Origin of the sequence: Flavobacterium sp. (assembly GCF_049318325.1) — a bacterium.
Taxonomy (GTDB): domain Bacteria; phylum Bacteroidota; class Bacteroidia; order Flavobacteriales; family Flavobacteriaceae; genus Flavobacterium.
In genome coordinates, this window is the sequence record NZ_JBMOGQ010000041.1 from 1 (window position 1) to 16,821 (window position 16,821).

The following is a 16,821-nucleotide window of genomic DNA, read 5'->3' on the forward strand; positions in this document are numbered from 1 at the left end:
CCAACCATCAATAGAATTGCTCGATTTTACAGGAACGCCAATCACAGGTAATGGCGACATGGAAGCTACCATTCCGGGTAAATGTGCGGCACCACCTGCGCCTGCAATAATAACCGAAATGCCTCGATTGTGTGCGTTTTTACTAAAATCATATAATTTTTCGGGTGTTCTATGTGCCGAAACAATATCGACTTCAGTCTCGATGTCAAAATTATTTAGGATGTCAATTGCTTCCTGCATTACGGGTAAATCTGATTTTGAACCCATTATTATGGCTACTTTGCTCATTTTGTTTATGGTTTAACACAGATTTCGCAGATTTACACAAATTAATCTGTGACAATCTGTGAAATCTGTGTTTATTTAATTTCACTAATCACTCTAATTGTATTCTTGACTTCCTCAGCAATTCTTCTGGCTTCGTTCATGTCTTCATTTACTATCGTTACGTGTCCCATTTTGCGGAATGGTCTTGTTTCTCGTTTGCCATAAATATGAGGTGTTACACCATCAATTGCCATAATTTTTTCAATGTTTTCATATATAACGTTTCCACTATACCCTTCAGCACCGACCAAATTTACCATAATTCCGGCAACTTTACTCTCTGTATTTCCCAAAGGTAAATTCAAAATGGCACGCAAATGATTTTCAAATTGCGAAGTATAACTGGCTTCTATGCTGTAATGTCCCGAATTGTGTGGTCTTGGCGCAACTTCGTTGACTAAAATTTCATCGTCATGCGTTTGAAACATTTCAACTGCCAATAATCCAACATGATTAAATGCTTCGGAAACTTTCAATGCTATTTCAGTCGCTTTTTGAGCTACTTTTTCGTCAATTCGTGCCGGACAAATTACATATTCTACTTGGTTGGCTTCGGGATGGAATTCCATTTCTACGACAGGATATGTTTTTACTTCACCGGAAGCGGAACGAGCTACAATTACTGCCAATTCGTTTTTAAATGGAACCAGTTCTTCTATCAAACATTCTACATCTGGTAATAATTCCAAATCGGCAGCTTGTTTTAGAATTTTCACACCATTGCCGTCATAACCAAATCGGGCGGCTTTCCAAACGCAAGGTAGTTGGATTTTAGATTTTAGATTTTGAATATTTTTGAATCGCTGATGTGGTGAAGTTGGAATATTATTTGCAACATAAAAATCTTTTTGATTTCCTTTGTTTTGTATCAATCGCAAAGTCTTAGGTGATGGAAAAACTTTCAGTCCATCGGCTTCTAGTTTATCTAGAGCATCAAGATTAACGTTTTCAATCTCGATGGTTAAAAGATCTACTTTTTTACCAAAATCATAAACGGTATCAAAATCCATTAAATCGCCAATAAAAAAATGATTTGCTCCAAATTGAGATGGTGCTTCCTTGCTTGGATCTAAAACATAAGTTTGAATATCAAATTTCCGAGTTTCAGCCAGTAGCATTTTGCCTAATTGTCCGCCACCGAGTATTCCTAGTTTAAATTCGGATGAGAAATAGTTCATTTCAGTTGTGTTTGGGCAAAGATAAGTAACATTTAAAAACTATCGTAATTGTTTTAATATGTCTTTTACAGCAAAACGATATCCTGGCGAAGCATGATCTAAATCTTTGGAGAGTATAAGTTTTAGTTCGTCATGTATCCAATTGTATTTTTTACCTAACAAAAATAAGGCTCTCATGGCAAATGCTGCGGGAGCAACTTTCACATCGTTAATTAACCAGTCTAAACATGTTTCTGTGATTTTTTCTTCTTGATTCTCAGTTAAATTTACATTCTTGGATTTTACTAATTGAAAACAAATTTTAGCACTAGGACGAATGGCTTTTTCTATTTTATATTTTGGCAAAGCGTCACAAAAAGCGTTTATAATCGGGAGTATTACTTCAGGTTTTTTAATGCTTATAAGTTCTATTATCCAAAGTGCTTTATAGTGATTTTTGTCTTTCGGATTACAGGCTATCTTGGCTAAATCTTCAATATATTCCGGATATGCCAAAACAAAAGTGGTATTCTCATCTCTACTTTTTCGATGGGCAGTTCCTTGAGCTATTTGGTTATAAAAATTGGTATTCATAAAGTAAATATATCAAATTTGCAAAAAAGTCTTGATGCCTAGTACTTAATCCTTAATAGTTCTTTAAATTTGCACTTTATTTTTAAAATCAAATTTACATGATACATCTTCACGATAAAACTTTTGAGCCATTCATTTCTTCAGATGAAATTGATTTTGCAATCAAGAATATTGCTAAGCAAATGGATGATGATTTTTTTGATGAAGTGCCAGTATTTATTGGTGTTTTGAACGGGTCATTTATGGTTTTGTCTGATTTGATGAAACAGTATCGAGGCATGTGCGAAGTGAGTTTTGTGAAAATGGCTTCGTATGAAGGAACATCATCTACAAACGATGTAAAACAATTGATTGGTTTAAATCAAGATTTGGAAGGAAGAACTGTTGTAGTAGTAGAAGATATTGTAGATACCGGTAATACAGTAGAAGAATTAAAAGCGATTTTCAAACAAAAAAAGGTTAAACATTTAAAAATTGCCACACTGTTTTTCAAACCGGAAGCCTATAAAAAAGATATTAAAATTGATTATGTTGGCATTAGAATTCCGAATAAATTCATCGTTGGTTACGGTTTAGATTATGATGGATTAGGAAGGAATTTGGCGGACGTATATCAATTAGCACAATAAAAGAGTTTTAAGTTCTAGTTTCTGGGTTGTAAATTAAAATTAATATAAATCCAATCCGAATAGAACATGCAACATATAACATACAACATATAATTTTTACTAAAATGATTAACATCGTTCTTTTCGGAAAACCAGGTGCAGGAAAAGGCACACAAGCTGAATTTTTAAAAGAAAAATACAATCTGACACATCTTTCAACTGGAGATATTTTCAGATACAATATTAAAAACGACACCGATTTAGGAAAACTTGCCAAGACTTTTATGGATAAAGGCGATTTGGTTCCGGATGAGGTTACTATTCAAATGTTGCAGAGTGAAGTCGATAAAAATCCACAATCTGCCGGTTTTTTATTTGATGGTTTCCCAAGAACTTTAGCACAAGCTGCAGCTTTGGATGCTTTTTTGGAATCAAAAAATCAAAACATAACAGCAACAGTTGCGTTAGAAGCCGATGACAATATTTTAGTACAACGTTTGTTAGAAAGAGGAAAAACCTCAGGAAGACCAGACGATCAAGATGAAGAGAAAATCAGAAATCGTTACGATGAATACAACCAAAAAACGGCGCCGTTGATGGATTATTACAAAGCACAAGGCAAATTTCATTCAGTTGACGGAATTGGTTCAATCGAAGAAGTAACAGAAAGACTGACTAAGGTTTTTGACAAACTATAAATTTATAGTTTTTGGTTTGTAGTTTATAGTTGAATAAACATAAACCATAAATAATAAACTCCAAACCCAATAAATGGAAATACTCATTATACTTTTTTTAATCTTGCTTAACGGCGTTTTCTCTATGTCAGAAATTGCGTTGATTTCGGCACGTAAAAACCGTTTGGAAACTGCAGCTAAAAAAGGAAATACCAATGCCAAAGTAGCTTTGGACTTAGCCAATTCTCCAAATAAATTTCTTTCAACAGTTCAAATCGGAATAACCTTAATCGGAATTTTAACCGGTATCTATTCCGGCGATAAAATAACGAACGATGTGCAAGATTTTGTGGCATCTTTTACACTTTTGAAACCATATTCAGAAAGTATTGGTGTTGGAATAGTGGTGATAATCTTAACTTTTTTCTCTTTAGTTTTAGGAGAATTACTTCCTAAAAGAATTGGACTTAATTATCCTGAAGCTATTGCCAAAGGTGTCGCCGTTCCGATGAAAATGGTGTCTATTATAACAATGCCATTCATTTGGCTGTTAACCATTTCAACCGAAGGAATCTTGAAAGTCCTGAAAATAAAACCAACGGCCGACGGAAAAGTAACGGAGGAAGAAATCAAAGCCATCATAAAGGAAAGTGCTGAAAGTGGCGAAGTACAGGAAATTGAACAAGATATTGTGGAACGCGTTTTTCACATTGGCGACAGAAAAATCAATTCGTTGATGACACACAGAAAATCTATTGTTTATCTTTCACTTGAAGATACTATTGAGGAAATAAAAGCAAAAGTCTTAGGCCAATTACACTCCGTTTATCCTATTTGTAATGAAAATTTAGACGATGTTGAAGGAATAGTATTGTTGAAAGATTTGTTTGCGGGATTTGAAAAAGGACCTTTTGATTTAAAATCGATAACCAAAGATCCTGTTTATTTAATTGAACATACTTCCGCTTATAAAGCATTAGAAAATTTCAAAAAATCAAAAGTGCATTATGCTTTAGTGACTGATGAATATGGAATTTTTCAAGGCATAATTACATTGAATGATATTTTAGAAGCACTAGTTGGAGACGCATCCGATTTTGATGAAGATGAATACCAATTGATATCACGAGAAGACGGGACTTGGTTGGTTGACGGATTATATTCGTTACACGATTTCCTAACTTATTTTGATATGGATGAGTTGACCAACGATTATGAAGTGACAACCGTTAGCGGTTTAATTATGACCGAAATGGGTAAAATTCCAAAAGCAGGTGAAAAATTAATTTGGAACAAATTAGAATTGGAAATAATTGATATGGATGGAGTAAAGGTTGATAAAGTAATAGTGAAAGCAATTAAGGAATAGTTATCGGTTATCGGTTTTCAGTTTTAATACAGCTAAGTTATTGAAAACAGACAACAGACAACGGAAAACAGAAAACAGGAATTATGACAGAAGGAAATTTTGTAGATTACGTTAAAATATATGTTTCTTCTGGAAAAGGGGGGAAGGGATCATCCCATCTACATAGAGAAAAATTTATTGAAAAAGGCGGCCCGGATGGAGGAGATGGTGGTCGTGGTGGTCACGTTATTTTAAAAGGGAACAAAGGTCTTTGGACGTTGTTTCACCTTAAGTTTGCCCGTCATGTAAAAGCAGGTCATGGTGGCGACGGTGGAAGTTCGAGAAGTACGGGACACGATGGCGAAGATATTACGATTGAAGTTCCTTTAGGAACTGTGGTTCGTGATAAAGAAACCGATGAAATCTTGTTTGAAATAACCGAAAATGGTGAAGAAAGAATTTTAGCCAAGGGTGGAAAAGGTGGATTAGGTAACTGGAATTTCAGAAGTTCTACCAATCAAACGCCACGTTATGCTCAACCTGGAATGCCAGCAGAAGAATTGGATGTTGTCTTGGAGTTGAAAGTTTTGGCAGATGTTGGATTAGTAGGTTTTCCTAATGCAGGAAAATCAACTTTGCTTTCTGTATTGACTTCGGCAAAGCCAAAAATTGCCGATTATCCGTTTACAACTTTGAAACCTAATTTGGGGATTGTTGCTTATCGCGAATTTAAATCCTTTATAATTGCTGATATTCCGGGTATTATTGAGGGTGCTGCTGAGGGAAAAGGATTAGGGCATTATTTCTTAAGACATATTGAAAGAAATTCAACGCTTTTATTTTTGGTTCCTGCCGATGCCGATGATATCAAAAAAGAATATGAAATTCTGTTGGACGAATTACGTCGCTATAATCCGGAAATGTTAGACAAAGATAAATTGCTTGTTATTTCTAAATGTGATATGCTTGATGACGAATTAAAAGCCGAACTAAAAACTCAGCTAAAAAAGCAAATCAAAGGAATTCCTTTTATGTTTATTTCATCAGTGGGGCAACAAGGATTGACAGAACTAAAAGACAAACTTTGGGAAATGCTTAATGTCGATACCGAAATGCCCGAGAATAGTCATGGAATATAAAATCGGAATAACATTATAAAAAAGTTATTGTAAAAGGGTAGCTTTTTAATTTCTAAAAAGAAAGTTAAAATTTATAAAATTGATGTAGTTTTTATAATTGTTTGTTAGTCAATTATGTCAAAAAAACTATATTCGCAGCGCTATTATTTTTTTTGTTTTTGTAACAAATGGAAATTATAAAAGATTACTAGCATTTAACCTAATAACCTATAATAATTAATATGAAAAAAATTGTTTTATCTCTGATTGTCGGGATATTATTGATGCCAATGAGCATAAAGGCCGACGAAGGAATGTGGTTCCTAATGTTTATCGAAAGATTAAATCACCGCGATATGCAAAAAATGGGATTACAACTAACGTCTGAAGAAATTTATAGTATCAACAATCACAGTTTGAAAGATGCTATTGTTCAATTCAATGGTGGGTGTACCGCTGAAATCATTTCTAAAGATGGTTTGGTTTTAACTAACCATCACTGCGGTTATGATGCGATTGCAGAACTTTCTACAGCGCAGAAAAACTTATTGAAAGATGGTTTTTGGGCAGAAAACAGAAAAGCAGAAATTAAACCTTCTAGCTTATTTGTTCGTTTCTTCGTTCGTATGGACGATGTTTCAAAAAGAATATTATCAAAAGTAAATCCTTCTATGTCGGAAGCCGATAGAGAAAAAGCAATTAATGCTGAAATCGCTGCTATCGAGAAAGAAAATAATGAAGGTGGAAAGTATACGGTTTCTGTAAGATCTTTTTTCCAAGGGAATGAATATTATTATTTTGTTTATCAAGATTACAAAGACGTTCGTTTAGTAGGTACTCCGCCGGAGAGTATTGGAAAATTCGGTGGTGATACAGACAACTGGGAGTGGCCTCGTCATACAGGTGATTTCTCAATGTTTAGAGTATATGCTGATGCAGCTGGAAATCCAGCAGAATATTCAGAAAATAATGTTCCGTTAAAACCAAAACACTATTTGCCAGTTAATTTAAGCGGGGTAAAAGAAAATGATTTTGCTATGATTTTGGGTTATCCAGGTAGAACTAATCGATGGATGCCAGCTGCTGGTATAGAGCAAAATGTAAAATTTGCATATCCAGCTTGGGTAGAAGGTGCTAAAACTGGAATGGATGGCATGAAAAAATATATGGATCAAAGTGATGCTTTGAACTTAGTATATGCTTCTAAATATGCTTCAACTGCAAACTATTGGAAAAACCGTCAAGGAATGATCGATGCGTTAACTAAGTTTGGAACCTCTAAAACTAAAGCAGCTCAAGAAGCTAAATTTAATACTTGGGCAAACAAACCAGCCAATAAATCAAAGTATGGAAATGTTGTGGCAACTATCAATAAGTATTACGGAATGACTAATGAAAAGTCAAGACATGATAATTATTTGCAACAATTATTCAGAACCAGTTCATTTGGAACTATAAGCAGAACTTTAGGTCGTCAGTTAGAAAACTATACAAAAGCCGATGCTACAAAGCGATTACAAATGGCTCAAGGAATTGAAGAAATGGCCGCTGAGTTTTTTAAAGAAGTTCATATTCCGGCAGAAAAAGATATTTTAACGGCACAACTAAAATTATATGCTACAAAATCAACTGGATATGATATTGCGCCAGCTGTGAAAAAAATTGCTGATGAAAACAATAATGATTTTACAAAATATGTTAATGCAGCTTTTGATTTAAGTGTTTTCACTTCTATGGATAGAATCAAAGCATTCTTAGCTATTCCAAGTCAAGGTCTTTTGGATAACGATCCATTATATTCACTTTCTAATAATATGTTGACTCATTTCAATTCTAAATCAGATGAAATTGCAAAAGCACAAAATGATTATAGTGCTTCATACCGATTATTAGTAGAAGGTCTAAGAGAATCTAAAATAGGAACTATTAAATATCCAGATGCCAATTCAACATTGCGTTTAACTTATGGAAAAGTTCGTTCATTACCTGCTGACAAGCGTAATGACGCAAAAATCAATAACTATACAACACTTGATGGTCAAATTAAAAAGTATAAAAAGGGAGACCAAGAATTTGATTTGCCAATAAAAGTTTTGGAAATGAATAAGAATAAAGACTATGGAAGATTTGCCGATAAAGATGGTTCACTTCATGTAAATTTCTTAACAGATAACGACATTACTGGAGGAAACTCAGGCTCACCAGTTCTTAATGGAAAAGGAGAATTGATTGGTTTGGCATTTGATGGTAATATAGAAGCTATGGCAGGAGATGTTATTTTTGATGCTAAATTACAGAGAACAATTAATGTTGATATTAGATATGTACTTTGGATAATAGAGAAATTTTCGGGAGCAAAACATATTGTAGATGAAATGACATTGGTGAAGTAAATCAATTTTCTAATTCTGAAAAATACAGAGTAATAAATAAAAATCCGTCTAGTTTTTTTCTAGACGGATTTTTTGCATTAAATGTTTTATAAAAAATACTAATAATAAACTACATTTGTTATCTCATAGTTTCTATTTCCATGTAAATGAAAAGGCTATTTCTTACTATTTTTTTGATACCAACTTTGGTTTTCTCACAAACAAATTTTGAGAAAGCAGATAAGTTATTTAATCAAGAAAAATATGCTGCCGCAAAACCCTTTTACGAAAGTGTTTTAAATGATAACCCAACGAATTTAAAAGTTATTGAAAATCTGGGTGATATAGAGATACACTTAAAAAATTGGGATAAAGCTATTTTTTATTATCAATCATTAAAAAAACTAAAACCGTCGGAAGCTAATTACTACTATAAATATGGAGGTGCTTTGGGCTTAAAATCTCAAGCAGGTGGAAAATGGGTAGCCATTCGATTGATTGGCGATATGAAAGAATCTTTTGAAAAAGCCATTTCCTTAAATCCAAAACATATAGAAGCTCGTTGGGCAATGATAGAATATTATCTTCAAGTGCCAGGACTTTTTGGAGGAAGTGAGAAAAAAGCACAACGTTATGTAAATGAATTGATGACATTGTCCCCGGTTGATGGCTATTTGGCAAAAGGTAGAATAGATGAATACTTTGAGCGCTACAAAAGTGCAGAGAGAAATTATATAAAGGCAATAGAAGTTGGTGGTTCAAAAATAACTTATGAACGATTGGCTTCACTCTATAAAGTGAAACTTATGCAACCCGAGAAAGCCATTAAAGTTTTAGAAGAATATAAAGACAGAAATAAATCATAATGAGAACCCATTTCATAGCCATAGGCGGCGCAGCCATGCATAACCTGGCGTTGGCATTACATAACAAAGGATATCAAGTTACAGGAAGCGATGATGCTATATTTGAACCTTCTAAATCAAGATTAGAAAAGAAAGGATTATTGCCAGTTGAATTTGGTTGGTTTCCCGAAAAAATAACAGCTGATATTGAAGCCATAATTCTCGGAATGCATGCTAAAGCAGATAATCCTGAATTGCTGAAAGCCCAAGAATTAGGTCTGAAAATCTATTCGTATCCAGAGTTTTTATACGAACAATCTAAAAATAAAACTCGTGTTGTGATTGGCGGTTCTCACGGAAAAACAACCATCACGTCTATGATTTTGCATGTAATGCATTATCATAATATTGAAGTCGATTATATGGTTGGCGCTCAATTGGAAGGTTTTGACACTATGGTACACTTAACACATGAAAATGATTTTATCGTTTTGGAAGGCGATGAATATTTGTCATCACCAATTGACAGACGACCAAAGTTTCATTTATACCAACCTAATATTGCATTGCTTTCTGGTATTGCATGGGATCATATTAATGTGTTTCCAACTTTTGAAAATTACGTAGAGCAATTTGAAATCTTTGTTAACCAAATTACCAAAGGAGGCATTTTAGTTTATAACGAAGAAGACGAAACCGTAAAAAAAGTAGCCGAAGAAACTACAAATATCATCAGAAGATTACCTTATAAAACACCAAGTTATTCTGTTGAAGACGGTACCACCTTATTAGACACACCAGAAGGTCCAATGCCAATTGAGGTTTTTGGCGCGCATAATCTTAATAATCTGGCTGGTGCTAAATGGATTTGCCAAAACATGGGCGTAGACGAAGCTGATTTCTATGAAGCTATTGCTAGTTTTAAAGGCGCAAGCAAGCGTTTAGAAAAAATAGCTGAAGGCAACGGAAAAGTAGCTTATAAAGATTTTGCACATTCGCCAAGTAAAGTTTCTGCAACGACCAAAGCCGTAAAAGCACAATATCCAAATCGAAAATTAGTAGCTTGTTTGGAGTTGCATACCTATAGTAGTTTGAATGCTGAATTTCTAAAAGAATATGAGGGAGCTCTAGATGCTGCCCATATAGCTGTGGTTTTCTATTCTCCGGATGCTGTAAAAATTAAACAGTTAGAAGAAGTAAGTTATGACCAAATAGCGCAATCTTTCAAACGAGATGATTTGATTATTTATACCAATCCGGCTGAATTTAAAGACTTTCTTTTTAATTACGATTTGAATAATTCGGCTCTTTTATTAATGAGTTCCGGAAATTATGGTGGATTAAATTTTGATGAGGTAAAAAGATTGATTAATTAATAAAAATTCTTACATTTATCATTATTTCTTTAATGATGAGTGAACAAAAATTTTCTATAAAAAATTGGGCAGAAGACGATAAGCCACGCGAAAAACTAATGCTGAAAGGAAAATCGGCTTTGAGCGATGCCGAGTTAGTAGCTATTCTAATTGGTTCAGGTAGCAGAAATGAGAGTGCAGTTAGTTTAAGCAAACGAATATTAGCAAGCGTTGATAACAACTTGAATGCTATAGGAAAATTATCCTTAAAACAATTAATGGAATTCAAAGGAATAGGTGAGGCGAAAGCTATTTCCATTGTTGCGGCTTTAGAATTAGGAAGAAGGCGCAGAGCAGAAGATGTTTTAGAACTTCAGAAGATAACTTCAAGTAAAGCCGTATTCGAAATCATGCAACCTATTATTGGCGAATTGCCTCATGAGGAGTTTTGGGTGTTATATCTCAATAATTCCAATAAAGTAATTCATAAATCACAATTGTCCAAAGGTGGAATAACAGGAACTGTTGTTGATATTAGATTAATTTTTAAAACTGCTTTGGAAAATAGAGCTATTTCTATAATTTTGACACACAATCATCCCTCAGGAAAATTGCAAGCTAGTGATGCCGACAAGGATATTACCAAAAAACTAAAAGTAGCCGGCGAACAATTAGACATTAAAGTCCTTGACCATATTATTATTACTGAAAATGGTTATTTGAGTTTTCAAGACGAGGGCATTTTTTAATATGAAAAACATAACAGATATTTTTTTTGATTTAGATCATACGCTTTGGGATTTTGATAAAAATTCTATTTTGGCATTTGAAAAAATATTTACAGAACGTCATCTAACAATTGATACCAATACCTTTATTGAAATATACGCTCCGATAAATCAAGCCTGCTGGAAATTGTATCAAGTTGATAAAATGACGCATGAAGAGTTGCGTTATGAGCGACTTAAACAATCTTTTGATGCGTTGGGCTATAAGATTTCAGATGATGAAATAGATAAGATCGCTATTGATTATATTGACTTTTTGCCAGATAACAATGAGCTGTTTGATGGTGCAATAGAAGTATTAGAATATTTAACACCAAAGTATAATTTGCATATTATTACTAATGGTTTTGCTGAAGTACAAGTTAGAAAAATGACTAATTCAGGGTTGAAAAATTACTTCAAAACGATTACTAATTCGGAAATGGCAGGTGTTAAAAAACCACATCAAAATATATTCAAACATGCTTTATCTTTGGCTAATGTAAAAAAAGAAAATTCAATTATGATAGGTGATTGTATTGATGCTGATGTGCGTGGAGCTATGGCTTTTGGAATGCAAGCTATATTATTTGATGAAAAAGAAATACATTCTCCAGAAGAAGAAATAATGGTAATTAAACATTTATTAGAATTAAAAAATATATTGTGATGAAGAAAATACTTTTGTTATTGGTTTTATTTTTAACGGCAAATGCTTTTTCGCAAAATGTAAATGATTATGAATATGTAATTGTTCCAGCTAAATTTAGTTTTTTAAAAGTAGATGATAAATATCGTTTAAATACTAACTCAAGGTTACTATTACAGAAATATGGTTTTAAATCTGTTTTCCCATCCGATTCTATGCCATCAGAAATAGCAAATAACAATTGTAAAAAGCTTTATTTTGATTTAGCTGAGGATAATAAATTATTGATAACTAAAATAAAAATTGTTCTCAAAGATTGTAGAGAAAAGGTGTTATTTGAATCTGATTATGGAACAAGTAAGGAAAAAGAACTTGAAATCGCTTATAATAAAGCTTTAAGAGAAGCCGGAAAATCATTTGATAAGTTAAATTATAAGTATAACGACAAAAATAATTCTTCAATTACTCAAGAACCATCCAAAACAATTGTTTCTGAAACAGATTCTGAAACTTTTTATTTTGCCCAACCTATAGCTAATGGTTTTCAGATTGTTGACAATGAGCATAAAGTTATAATGAAATTATATACTACCTCGCAAAAGAATGTTTTTATCGGTTTAAAAGGAAACACAAATGGAGTCGTAATTTCAAAAGAAAATCATTGGTTTTTTGAATATTACGAAAATGGCAAAATGATTTCAGAGCTATTAAATTTGAAATTTTAATAGCCATATTTATCCTTCCACCGATTTTTTAAGAAGTTGCGTAATTCGTTTTCACGAGCATTATTTCCTGGTTTATAGAAAGCCGTATTTTTTATTTCATCAGGTAAGTATTCCTGTTCTGAAAAGTTATTTTCATAGCTGTGAGAATATTGGTATTCCTCGCCATAACCTAATTCCTTCATCAACTTAGTAGGCGCATTTCGTAAATGAATGGGCACTGATAAATCACCCGTTTGCTTAACCATTTGTTGTGCTTCACCGATAGCCATATAACTTGCATTGCTTTTAGCAGAAGTGGCCAAATAAACTGCACATTGACTTAGGATAATTCTGCTTTCGGGATAACCAATAGTTGAAACTGCCTGAAATGTATTGTTCGCCATGATAAATGCAGTTGGATTAGCGTTACCAATATCTTCACTGGATAGAATTAACATTCGGCGTGCAATAAATTTTACATCTTCACCGCCTTCAATCATTCGGGCTAACCAATAGACCGCTCCATTTGGGTCGCTACCTCGGATTGATTTTATAAAAGCTGAAACAATATCGTAATGCTGTTCTCCGGTTTTGTCATAAAGCACAGTATTTTGCTGAACTAATTCAAATACTTTATTATTGGTTATCGTAATTGGACCTTCAGGGCTTGCGTTTACGACCAGTTCAAAAATATTTAATAGTTTGCGTCCATCGCCGCCGGAAAGTCGGAGTAAGGCTTCTGTTTCTTTTAGTTTAATTTTTTTGGAAGCCATAAACGTATCTTCCTTGATTGCTCGTTGTAATAAAGCCAATAAATCGTCCTTAGAAAAGGGATTTAAAACATACACCTGACAACGAGACAAAAGCGCCGGAATAACTTCAAAACTTGGATTTTCTGTTGTTGCGCCAATTAATGTAACCCAACCTTTTTCAACCGCAGCCAAAAGCGAATCCTGTTGCGATTTGCTAAACCGATGAATCTCATCAATAAACAAAATCGGATTTTTTGCGGTGAATAAGCCTCCACTCATTTTGGCTTTGTCAATTACTTCACGAATAGCTGCCACTCCGCTATTTATTGCGCTTATTTCATAAAACGGACGATTACTTTGTCTGGCAATAATTTGTGCCAACGTTGTTTTTCCTGTGCCTGGTGAACCCCAAAAAATCATAGACGGAATTATGCCACGTGCAATTTGTTGTGTCAATGAACCATTTTCTCCAACAAGGTGAAGCTGACTGATATAATCTTCTAAACGTTGTGGTCTTATGCGTTCTGCAAGTGGTGCTTCCATTTTTTAATTTGAAAATGTGGGAATTTGAAGATTTGGCTTCGCTCTATTCGGGCTTTGCTCTCGAGTGAAAATGAATAAAGGATTTCAAACGATTGAAGCACAAATTTAATCATAATAGATTATAATTTTCAAATTATCTCATCTTCAAATTTTCAAATTAATATGACAAATTAGCATTACTTTTATTTTGGTTGTATTTTTGACTAGAGCAAAAAGTATTTTTAATTTTTCCAATGAACGATTATCATCATTTTAAGTTTACACCATCGGTTTGGTTAGTGCCAACATTGTTGCTTATTATGTTATGGTTTGTTTTCTTTTTGGAACATAGTTTCAATATTGATTTGACTTCACACGGAATTTTACCAAGAAACGTTTCAGGTTTGCAGGGTGTTTTTTTTAGCCCGTTTCTTCATGGAAGTTTGAATCATATAGCCAACAATTCCATTCCCTTATTTATTCTGACAACGGCATTAATTTTTTTCTATAGGGATATATCACTAAAGATACTGTTCTATGGCATTTTACTTTCCGGATTGATAAACTGGGTAATTGGCCGAGAATCCTATCATGTAGGTGCAAGTAGTTTGATTTATGTGTTGGTTTCTTTTATTTTTTTTAAAGGGATGATGACACAATATTATCGATTGATGGCTTTGTCAATGGCGGTTGTACTATTTTATGGTGGTATGATATGGTATGTTTTTCCGGATATTGACAAAACGATTTCCTGGGAAGGTCATTTAGCAGGATTGATTACTGGATTTTTCTTTGCGGCTTATTATAAAACACCCGATTATAAAAAAGCCATACAATACAATTGGGAAAAGCCAGATTTTAACCCGGAAGAAGATTCTTTCATGAAGCATTTTGATGAAAACGGAAATTTTGTCAATACGCTAAATGAGGAAGAGAAGGTTGAACAAGATATTTCAAAAGCAACAATCAATTATGTGTATGATTTTAAAGAGAATAAAAATTAAACCATTGAGAAATTATGGTGTAATAAGTCTTAATTTAACTTAATTTCTTAATGGTTAAAAAATGGAAATATTTTATTGTCTTTGACGAACTGCTTCATAAAGAAACGCACCACAAGCTACGGAAACATTAAGCGAACCGATAGTTCCGAACATTGGCAGTTTGGCTTTTTCATCAACTATCTTTAATACTGATGGATTGATTCCTCTGTCTTCACTTCCCATAATAATTGCTATTGGTTCGTTTAGAGAAATATCATAAATACTTTGATCTGTTTTTTCTGTGGCAGCAACAGTTTTTATGCCGCTTCCTTGAAGATGGAAAATAGCGTCTTTGATATGTTCTACTTTGCAGATGGGCACGTTAAATACTGCGCCTGCAGAAGTCTTCACAGTGTCTCCATTTACTGGGGCTGAACCCGCTTTTTGAACAATAATTCCATCAACACCGGTACATTCCGCAGTTCTAATGATAGCACCAAAATTCCGGGCATCACTTATTTGATCAAGAATTAAGAATAATGGAGTTTTTCCGGATTCAAATACTTTTTCAATTAGAGTTTCCAAATCATGAAAGGCAATAGGAGAGATGGTAGCCACTGCGCCCTGATGATTATTTGAAGTTAACCGGTTTAGTTTTTCAACGGGAACATAAGAGAAATTGATGCTTTTTTGTTTCATCACTTTCATTAATTCTTTCATTAAGTCGCCTTGCGTGTCCGATTGAATAAATACTTTATCTATAGCTGCACCGGCTGTTATAGCTTCAATAATGGCTCTTATTCCAAAAATTTGGTTTTCTTTTTCCATGGCGCAAAGATATAAAAAAACCACCAGTGAAAACTGGTGGTTTTGGATGTTCTTATTTTAATTTGTTTTTCTTTTTTAATCTCGCGCTCCTTATTTTATGCGCTTTTTGTTTTCCTTGAAATACAGTTGCACCATCAGGATCAGTGATGGTGTATATTGTGCCAGATTTTACAATAGTATATTCAATTATTGCATTACCATTACCATCATCCAAACCTCCGTCTTGCATTGGGAAGAAATCAGAAAGATCATATGTTTCGTTAAAACTACTTCCTGGTTTTATAAATGTTAAATTAGCTGGAATGTTTACAGTTTCAGAATATCCAGAAGTTGTCCATAAACTAGCATCTAAATAATATGTTCCATCAGCTAAAGTGGATGTTTCTAAAATTAAGCCTTCTGGACAATTAGAGTAACTAAAATCTAATAAATTAAAATCTGAATCGTACAATTCTAAGTCCATATCAAGGGTACAATTGTCAACAGTTTCTGTCCCCGAACTAAAAGTTCCATTCCAGTTTAATCTGATGTTTAAATCATCTGAAACAGCGTTTTGAATAGTGATATCGTAAAATAATTCATTAACAGTTCCGAGTAAAGTTCTGTTGGATATTACTTTTAATTTCAAATGTTCGTCTCCTTCACTAAGGTCATCAAAAATGGTAGTAACGTTTACGCTATATTCAGTCGTATAGGCAGGAATTTCAAAAATATAACCCACGGGTCCACCATTTTCTTCGATAGCTACACAATCAGGATCGTTACTTCTGCATCCTGGAATTACATAATCTTCTTGGTCTGTAGCAGAACTTTCGTCCAACATTACTAATCGGTATTGAATAGGTTTGTTGATGGCTTTGCTTAATTTGAAATTTAATACAGCATCTGTTCCTTCAGTTACTGTGATTGAAGTATCTCCATTAGCAGTTAACTCTGGTTTTTCTTTTTTTCCTAAATTTTCTTCTTCATTACATGCCATAGAAAAAATTCCTATGAAAAGCAATGACACTATAAGATATTTTAAATTTGATATTTTTTTCATGATTAATTTTTTAGAGTTTTGTATAAACAGCTGTAAAATATCTTCTAGTAACTCCAGAAGAGAAACCTCTAATCGAGTAGTGCATCGTAATTGAAACTACTTCTCCTGTAACAGGGTCAAGAGTAACCGATCCGGCATCCTCATCGCCTTCTACAAGATTAGAATAATAATCA

At 33.6% G+C, this 16,821-nt stretch carries 17 protein-coding genes; 11 read left to right on the forward strand and 6 right to left on the reverse strand.

Translation table 11 applies throughout. From position 1 onward, the window contains the following. The 3 genes from ACOYLP_RS05490 to ACOYLP_RS05500 all read right to left on the reverse strand — a co-directional run. The coding region (locus tag ACOYLP_RS05490; RefSeq protein WP_422855180.1) for a 5-(carboxyamino)imidazole ribonucleotide mutase at window positions 1–288 on the reverse strand (288 nt) is incomplete at its 3' end. A 71-nt stretch (window positions 289–359) separates the two neighbouring features. Beyond that, window positions 360–1,505 (reverse strand): 5-(carboxyamino)imidazole ribonucleotide synthase, encoded by a 1,146-nt coding sequence (locus tag ACOYLP_RS05495; RefSeq protein WP_422855181.1) that lies wholly within the window; start codon window positions 1,503–1,505, stop codon window positions 360–362. 39 nt (window positions 1,506–1,544) lie between these two features. Continuing rightward, complete coding sequence (locus ACOYLP_RS05500; protein ID WP_422855182.1) at window positions 1,545–2,078, reverse strand: hypothetical protein; 534 nt, start codon at window positions 2,076–2,078, stop codon at window positions 1,545–1,547. Window positions 2,079–2,176: 98 nt separating this feature from the next. On the opposite strand from ACOYLP_RS05500, the gene hpt reads away from it, so the two are divergent. From hpt to ACOYLP_RS05550, 10 genes are all read left to right on the forward strand, one after another. Beyond that, window positions 2,177–2,707, forward strand: a complete 531-nt coding sequence (hpt, locus tag ACOYLP_RS05505; RefSeq protein ID WP_422855183.1) for a hypoxanthine phosphoribosyltransferase — start codon at window positions 2,177–2,179, stop codon at window positions 2,705–2,707. A 104-nt stretch (window positions 2,708–2,811) separates the two neighbouring features. After that, window positions 2,812–3,384 (forward strand): adenylate kinase, encoded by a 573-nt coding sequence (locus ACOYLP_RS05510; protein ID WP_422855184.1) that lies wholly within the window; start codon window positions 2,812–2,814, stop codon window positions 3,382–3,384. Between the two features lie 124 nt (window positions 3,385–3,508). Then, complete coding sequence (locus tag ACOYLP_RS05515) at window positions 3,509–4,732, forward strand: hemolysin family protein (RefSeq protein WP_422855196.1); 1,224 nt, start codon at window positions 3,509–3,511, stop codon at window positions 4,730–4,732. Between the two features lie 83 nt (window positions 4,733–4,815). Beyond that, window positions 4,816–5,850: a GTPase ObgE gene (gene obgE, locus ACOYLP_RS05520; protein WP_422855185.1), complete on the forward strand. Its 1,035-nt coding sequence runs from the start codon at window positions 4,816–4,818 to the stop codon at window positions 5,848–5,850. A 221-nt stretch (window positions 5,851–6,071) separates the two neighbouring features. Then, the gene (locus ACOYLP_RS05525; RefSeq protein ID WP_422855186.1) at window positions 6,072–8,222 is read left to right on the forward strand and encodes a S46 family peptidase; all 2,151 of its coding nucleotides are present in this window, start codon (window positions 6,072–6,074) and stop codon (window positions 8,220–8,222) included. A 146-nt stretch (window positions 8,223–8,368) separates the two neighbouring features. Next, window positions 8,369–9,067, forward strand: a complete 699-nt coding sequence (locus tag ACOYLP_RS05530) for a tetratricopeptide repeat protein (protein ID WP_422855187.1) — start codon at window positions 8,369–8,371, stop codon at window positions 9,065–9,067. After that, entirely contained in the window at window positions 9,067–10,422 is a 1,356-nt protein-coding gene (locus tag ACOYLP_RS05535) for a UDP-N-acetylmuramate--L-alanine ligase (RefSeq protein ID WP_422855188.1), read from the forward strand. Before ACOYLP_RS05530 ends, ACOYLP_RS05535 begins: the two co-directional genes overlap by 1 nt. A gap of 35 nt (window positions 10,423–10,457) precedes the next feature. Next, window positions 10,458–11,150, forward strand: coding sequence for a RadC family protein (gene radC, locus ACOYLP_RS05540; RefSeq protein ID WP_422855189.1), 693 nt, complete (start codon window positions 10,458–10,460; stop codon window positions 11,148–11,150). Between the two features lies 1 nt (window position 11,151). After that, window positions 11,152–11,838 carry a YjjG family noncanonical pyrimidine nucleotidase gene (locus ACOYLP_RS05545; RefSeq protein ID WP_422855190.1) on the forward strand — a complete coding sequence of 229 codons (687 nt, stop codon included), beginning with the start codon at window positions 11,152–11,154 and terminating at the stop codon, window positions 11,836–11,838. After that, window positions 11,838–12,542, forward strand: a complete 705-nt coding sequence (locus ACOYLP_RS05550; RefSeq protein ID WP_422855191.1) for a hypothetical protein — start codon at window positions 11,838–11,840, stop codon at window positions 12,540–12,542. The genes ACOYLP_RS05545 and ACOYLP_RS05550 overlap by 1 nt, the downstream gene beginning before the upstream one ends. On the opposite strand, the gene ACOYLP_RS05555 is transcribed toward ACOYLP_RS05550, so the two are convergent. Next, on the reverse strand, window positions 12,539–13,816 hold the full coding sequence (locus tag ACOYLP_RS05555) for a replication-associated recombination protein A (protein WP_422855192.1): 1,278 nt from the start codon (window positions 13,814–13,816) through the stop codon (window positions 12,539–12,541). The two genes, ACOYLP_RS05550 and ACOYLP_RS05555, sit on opposite strands and share 4 nt — an antisense overlap. A 233-nt stretch (window positions 13,817–14,049) precedes the next feature. On the opposite strand from ACOYLP_RS05555, the gene ACOYLP_RS05560 reads away from it, so the two are divergent. Further along, window positions 14,050–14,799 (forward strand): rhomboid family intramembrane serine protease, encoded by a 750-nt coding sequence (locus ACOYLP_RS05560; protein ID WP_422855193.1) that lies wholly within the window; start codon window positions 14,050–14,052, stop codon window positions 14,797–14,799. A gap of 72 nt (window positions 14,800–14,871) precedes the next feature. Here ACOYLP_RS05560 and rlmB read toward each other — a convergent pair whose 3' ends face one another. Next, the gene (rlmB, locus tag ACOYLP_RS05565) at window positions 14,872–15,606 is read right to left on the reverse strand and encodes a 23S rRNA (guanosine(2251)-2'-O)-methyltransferase RlmB (protein WP_422855194.1); all 735 of its coding nucleotides are present in this window, start codon (window positions 15,604–15,606) and stop codon (window positions 14,872–14,874) included. Between the two features lie 52 nt (window positions 15,607–15,658). Then, complete coding sequence (locus ACOYLP_RS05570) at window positions 15,659–16,648, reverse strand: hypothetical protein (RefSeq protein WP_422855195.1); 990 nt, start codon at window positions 16,646–16,648, stop codon at window positions 15,659–15,661. Window positions 16,649–16,821: the final 173 nt, after the last annotated feature.

Bases quoted from the DNA above. Each gene is read 5' to 3' on its own strand.
- ACOYLP_RS05495 (WP_422855181.1), bottom strand. From the start codon at position 1,505: ATGAACTATTTCTCATCCGAATTTAAACTAGGAATACTCGGTGGCGGA.
- ACOYLP_RS05500 (WP_422855182.1), bottom strand. From the start codon at position 2,078: ATGAATACCAATTTTTATAACCAAATAGCTCAAGGAACTGCCCATCGA.
- hpt (WP_422855183.1), top strand. From the start codon at position 2,177: ATGATACATCTTCACGATAAAACTTTTGAGCCATTCATTTCTTCAGAT.
- ACOYLP_RS05510 (WP_422855184.1), top strand. From the start codon at position 2,812: ATGATTAACATCGTTCTTTTCGGAAAACCAGGTGCAGGAAAAGGCACA.
- ACOYLP_RS05515 (WP_422855196.1), top strand. From the start codon at position 3,509: ATGTCAGAAATTGCGTTGATTTCGGCACGTAAAAACCGTTTGGAAACT.
- obgE (WP_422855185.1), top strand. From the start codon at position 4,816: ATGACAGAAGGAAATTTTGTAGATTACGTTAAAATATATGTTTCTTCT.
- ACOYLP_RS05525 (WP_422855186.1), top strand. From the start codon at position 6,072: ATGAAAAAAATTGTTTTATCTCTGATTGTCGGGATATTATTGATGCCA.
- ACOYLP_RS05530 (WP_422855187.1), top strand. From the start codon at position 8,369: ATGAAAAGGCTATTTCTTACTATTTTTTTGATACCAACTTTGGTTTTC.
- ACOYLP_RS05535 (WP_422855188.1), top strand. From the start codon at position 9,067: ATGAGAACCCATTTCATAGCCATAGGCGGCGCAGCCATGCATAACCTG.
- radC (WP_422855189.1), top strand. From the start codon at position 10,458: ATGAGTGAACAAAAATTTTCTATAAAAAATTGGGCAGAAGACGATAAG.
- ACOYLP_RS05545 (WP_422855190.1), top strand. From the start codon at position 11,152: ATGAAAAACATAACAGATATTTTTTTTGATTTAGATCATACGCTTTGG.
- ACOYLP_RS05550 (WP_422855191.1), top strand. From the start codon at position 11,838: ATGAAGAAAATACTTTTGTTATTGGTTTTATTTTTAACGGCAAATGCT.
- ACOYLP_RS05555 (WP_422855192.1), bottom strand. From the start codon at position 13,816: ATGGAAGCACCACTTGCAGAACGCATAAGACCACAACGTTTAGAAGAT.
- ACOYLP_RS05560 (WP_422855193.1), top strand. From the start codon at position 14,050: ATGAACGATTATCATCATTTTAAGTTTACACCATCGGTTTGGTTAGTG.
- rlmB (WP_422855194.1), bottom strand. From the start codon at position 15,606: ATGGAAAAAGAAAACCAAATTTTTGGAATAAGAGCCATTATTGAAGCT.
- ACOYLP_RS05570 (WP_422855195.1), bottom strand. From the start codon at position 16,648: ATGAAAAAAATATCAAATTTAAAATATCTTATAGTGTCATTGCTTTTC.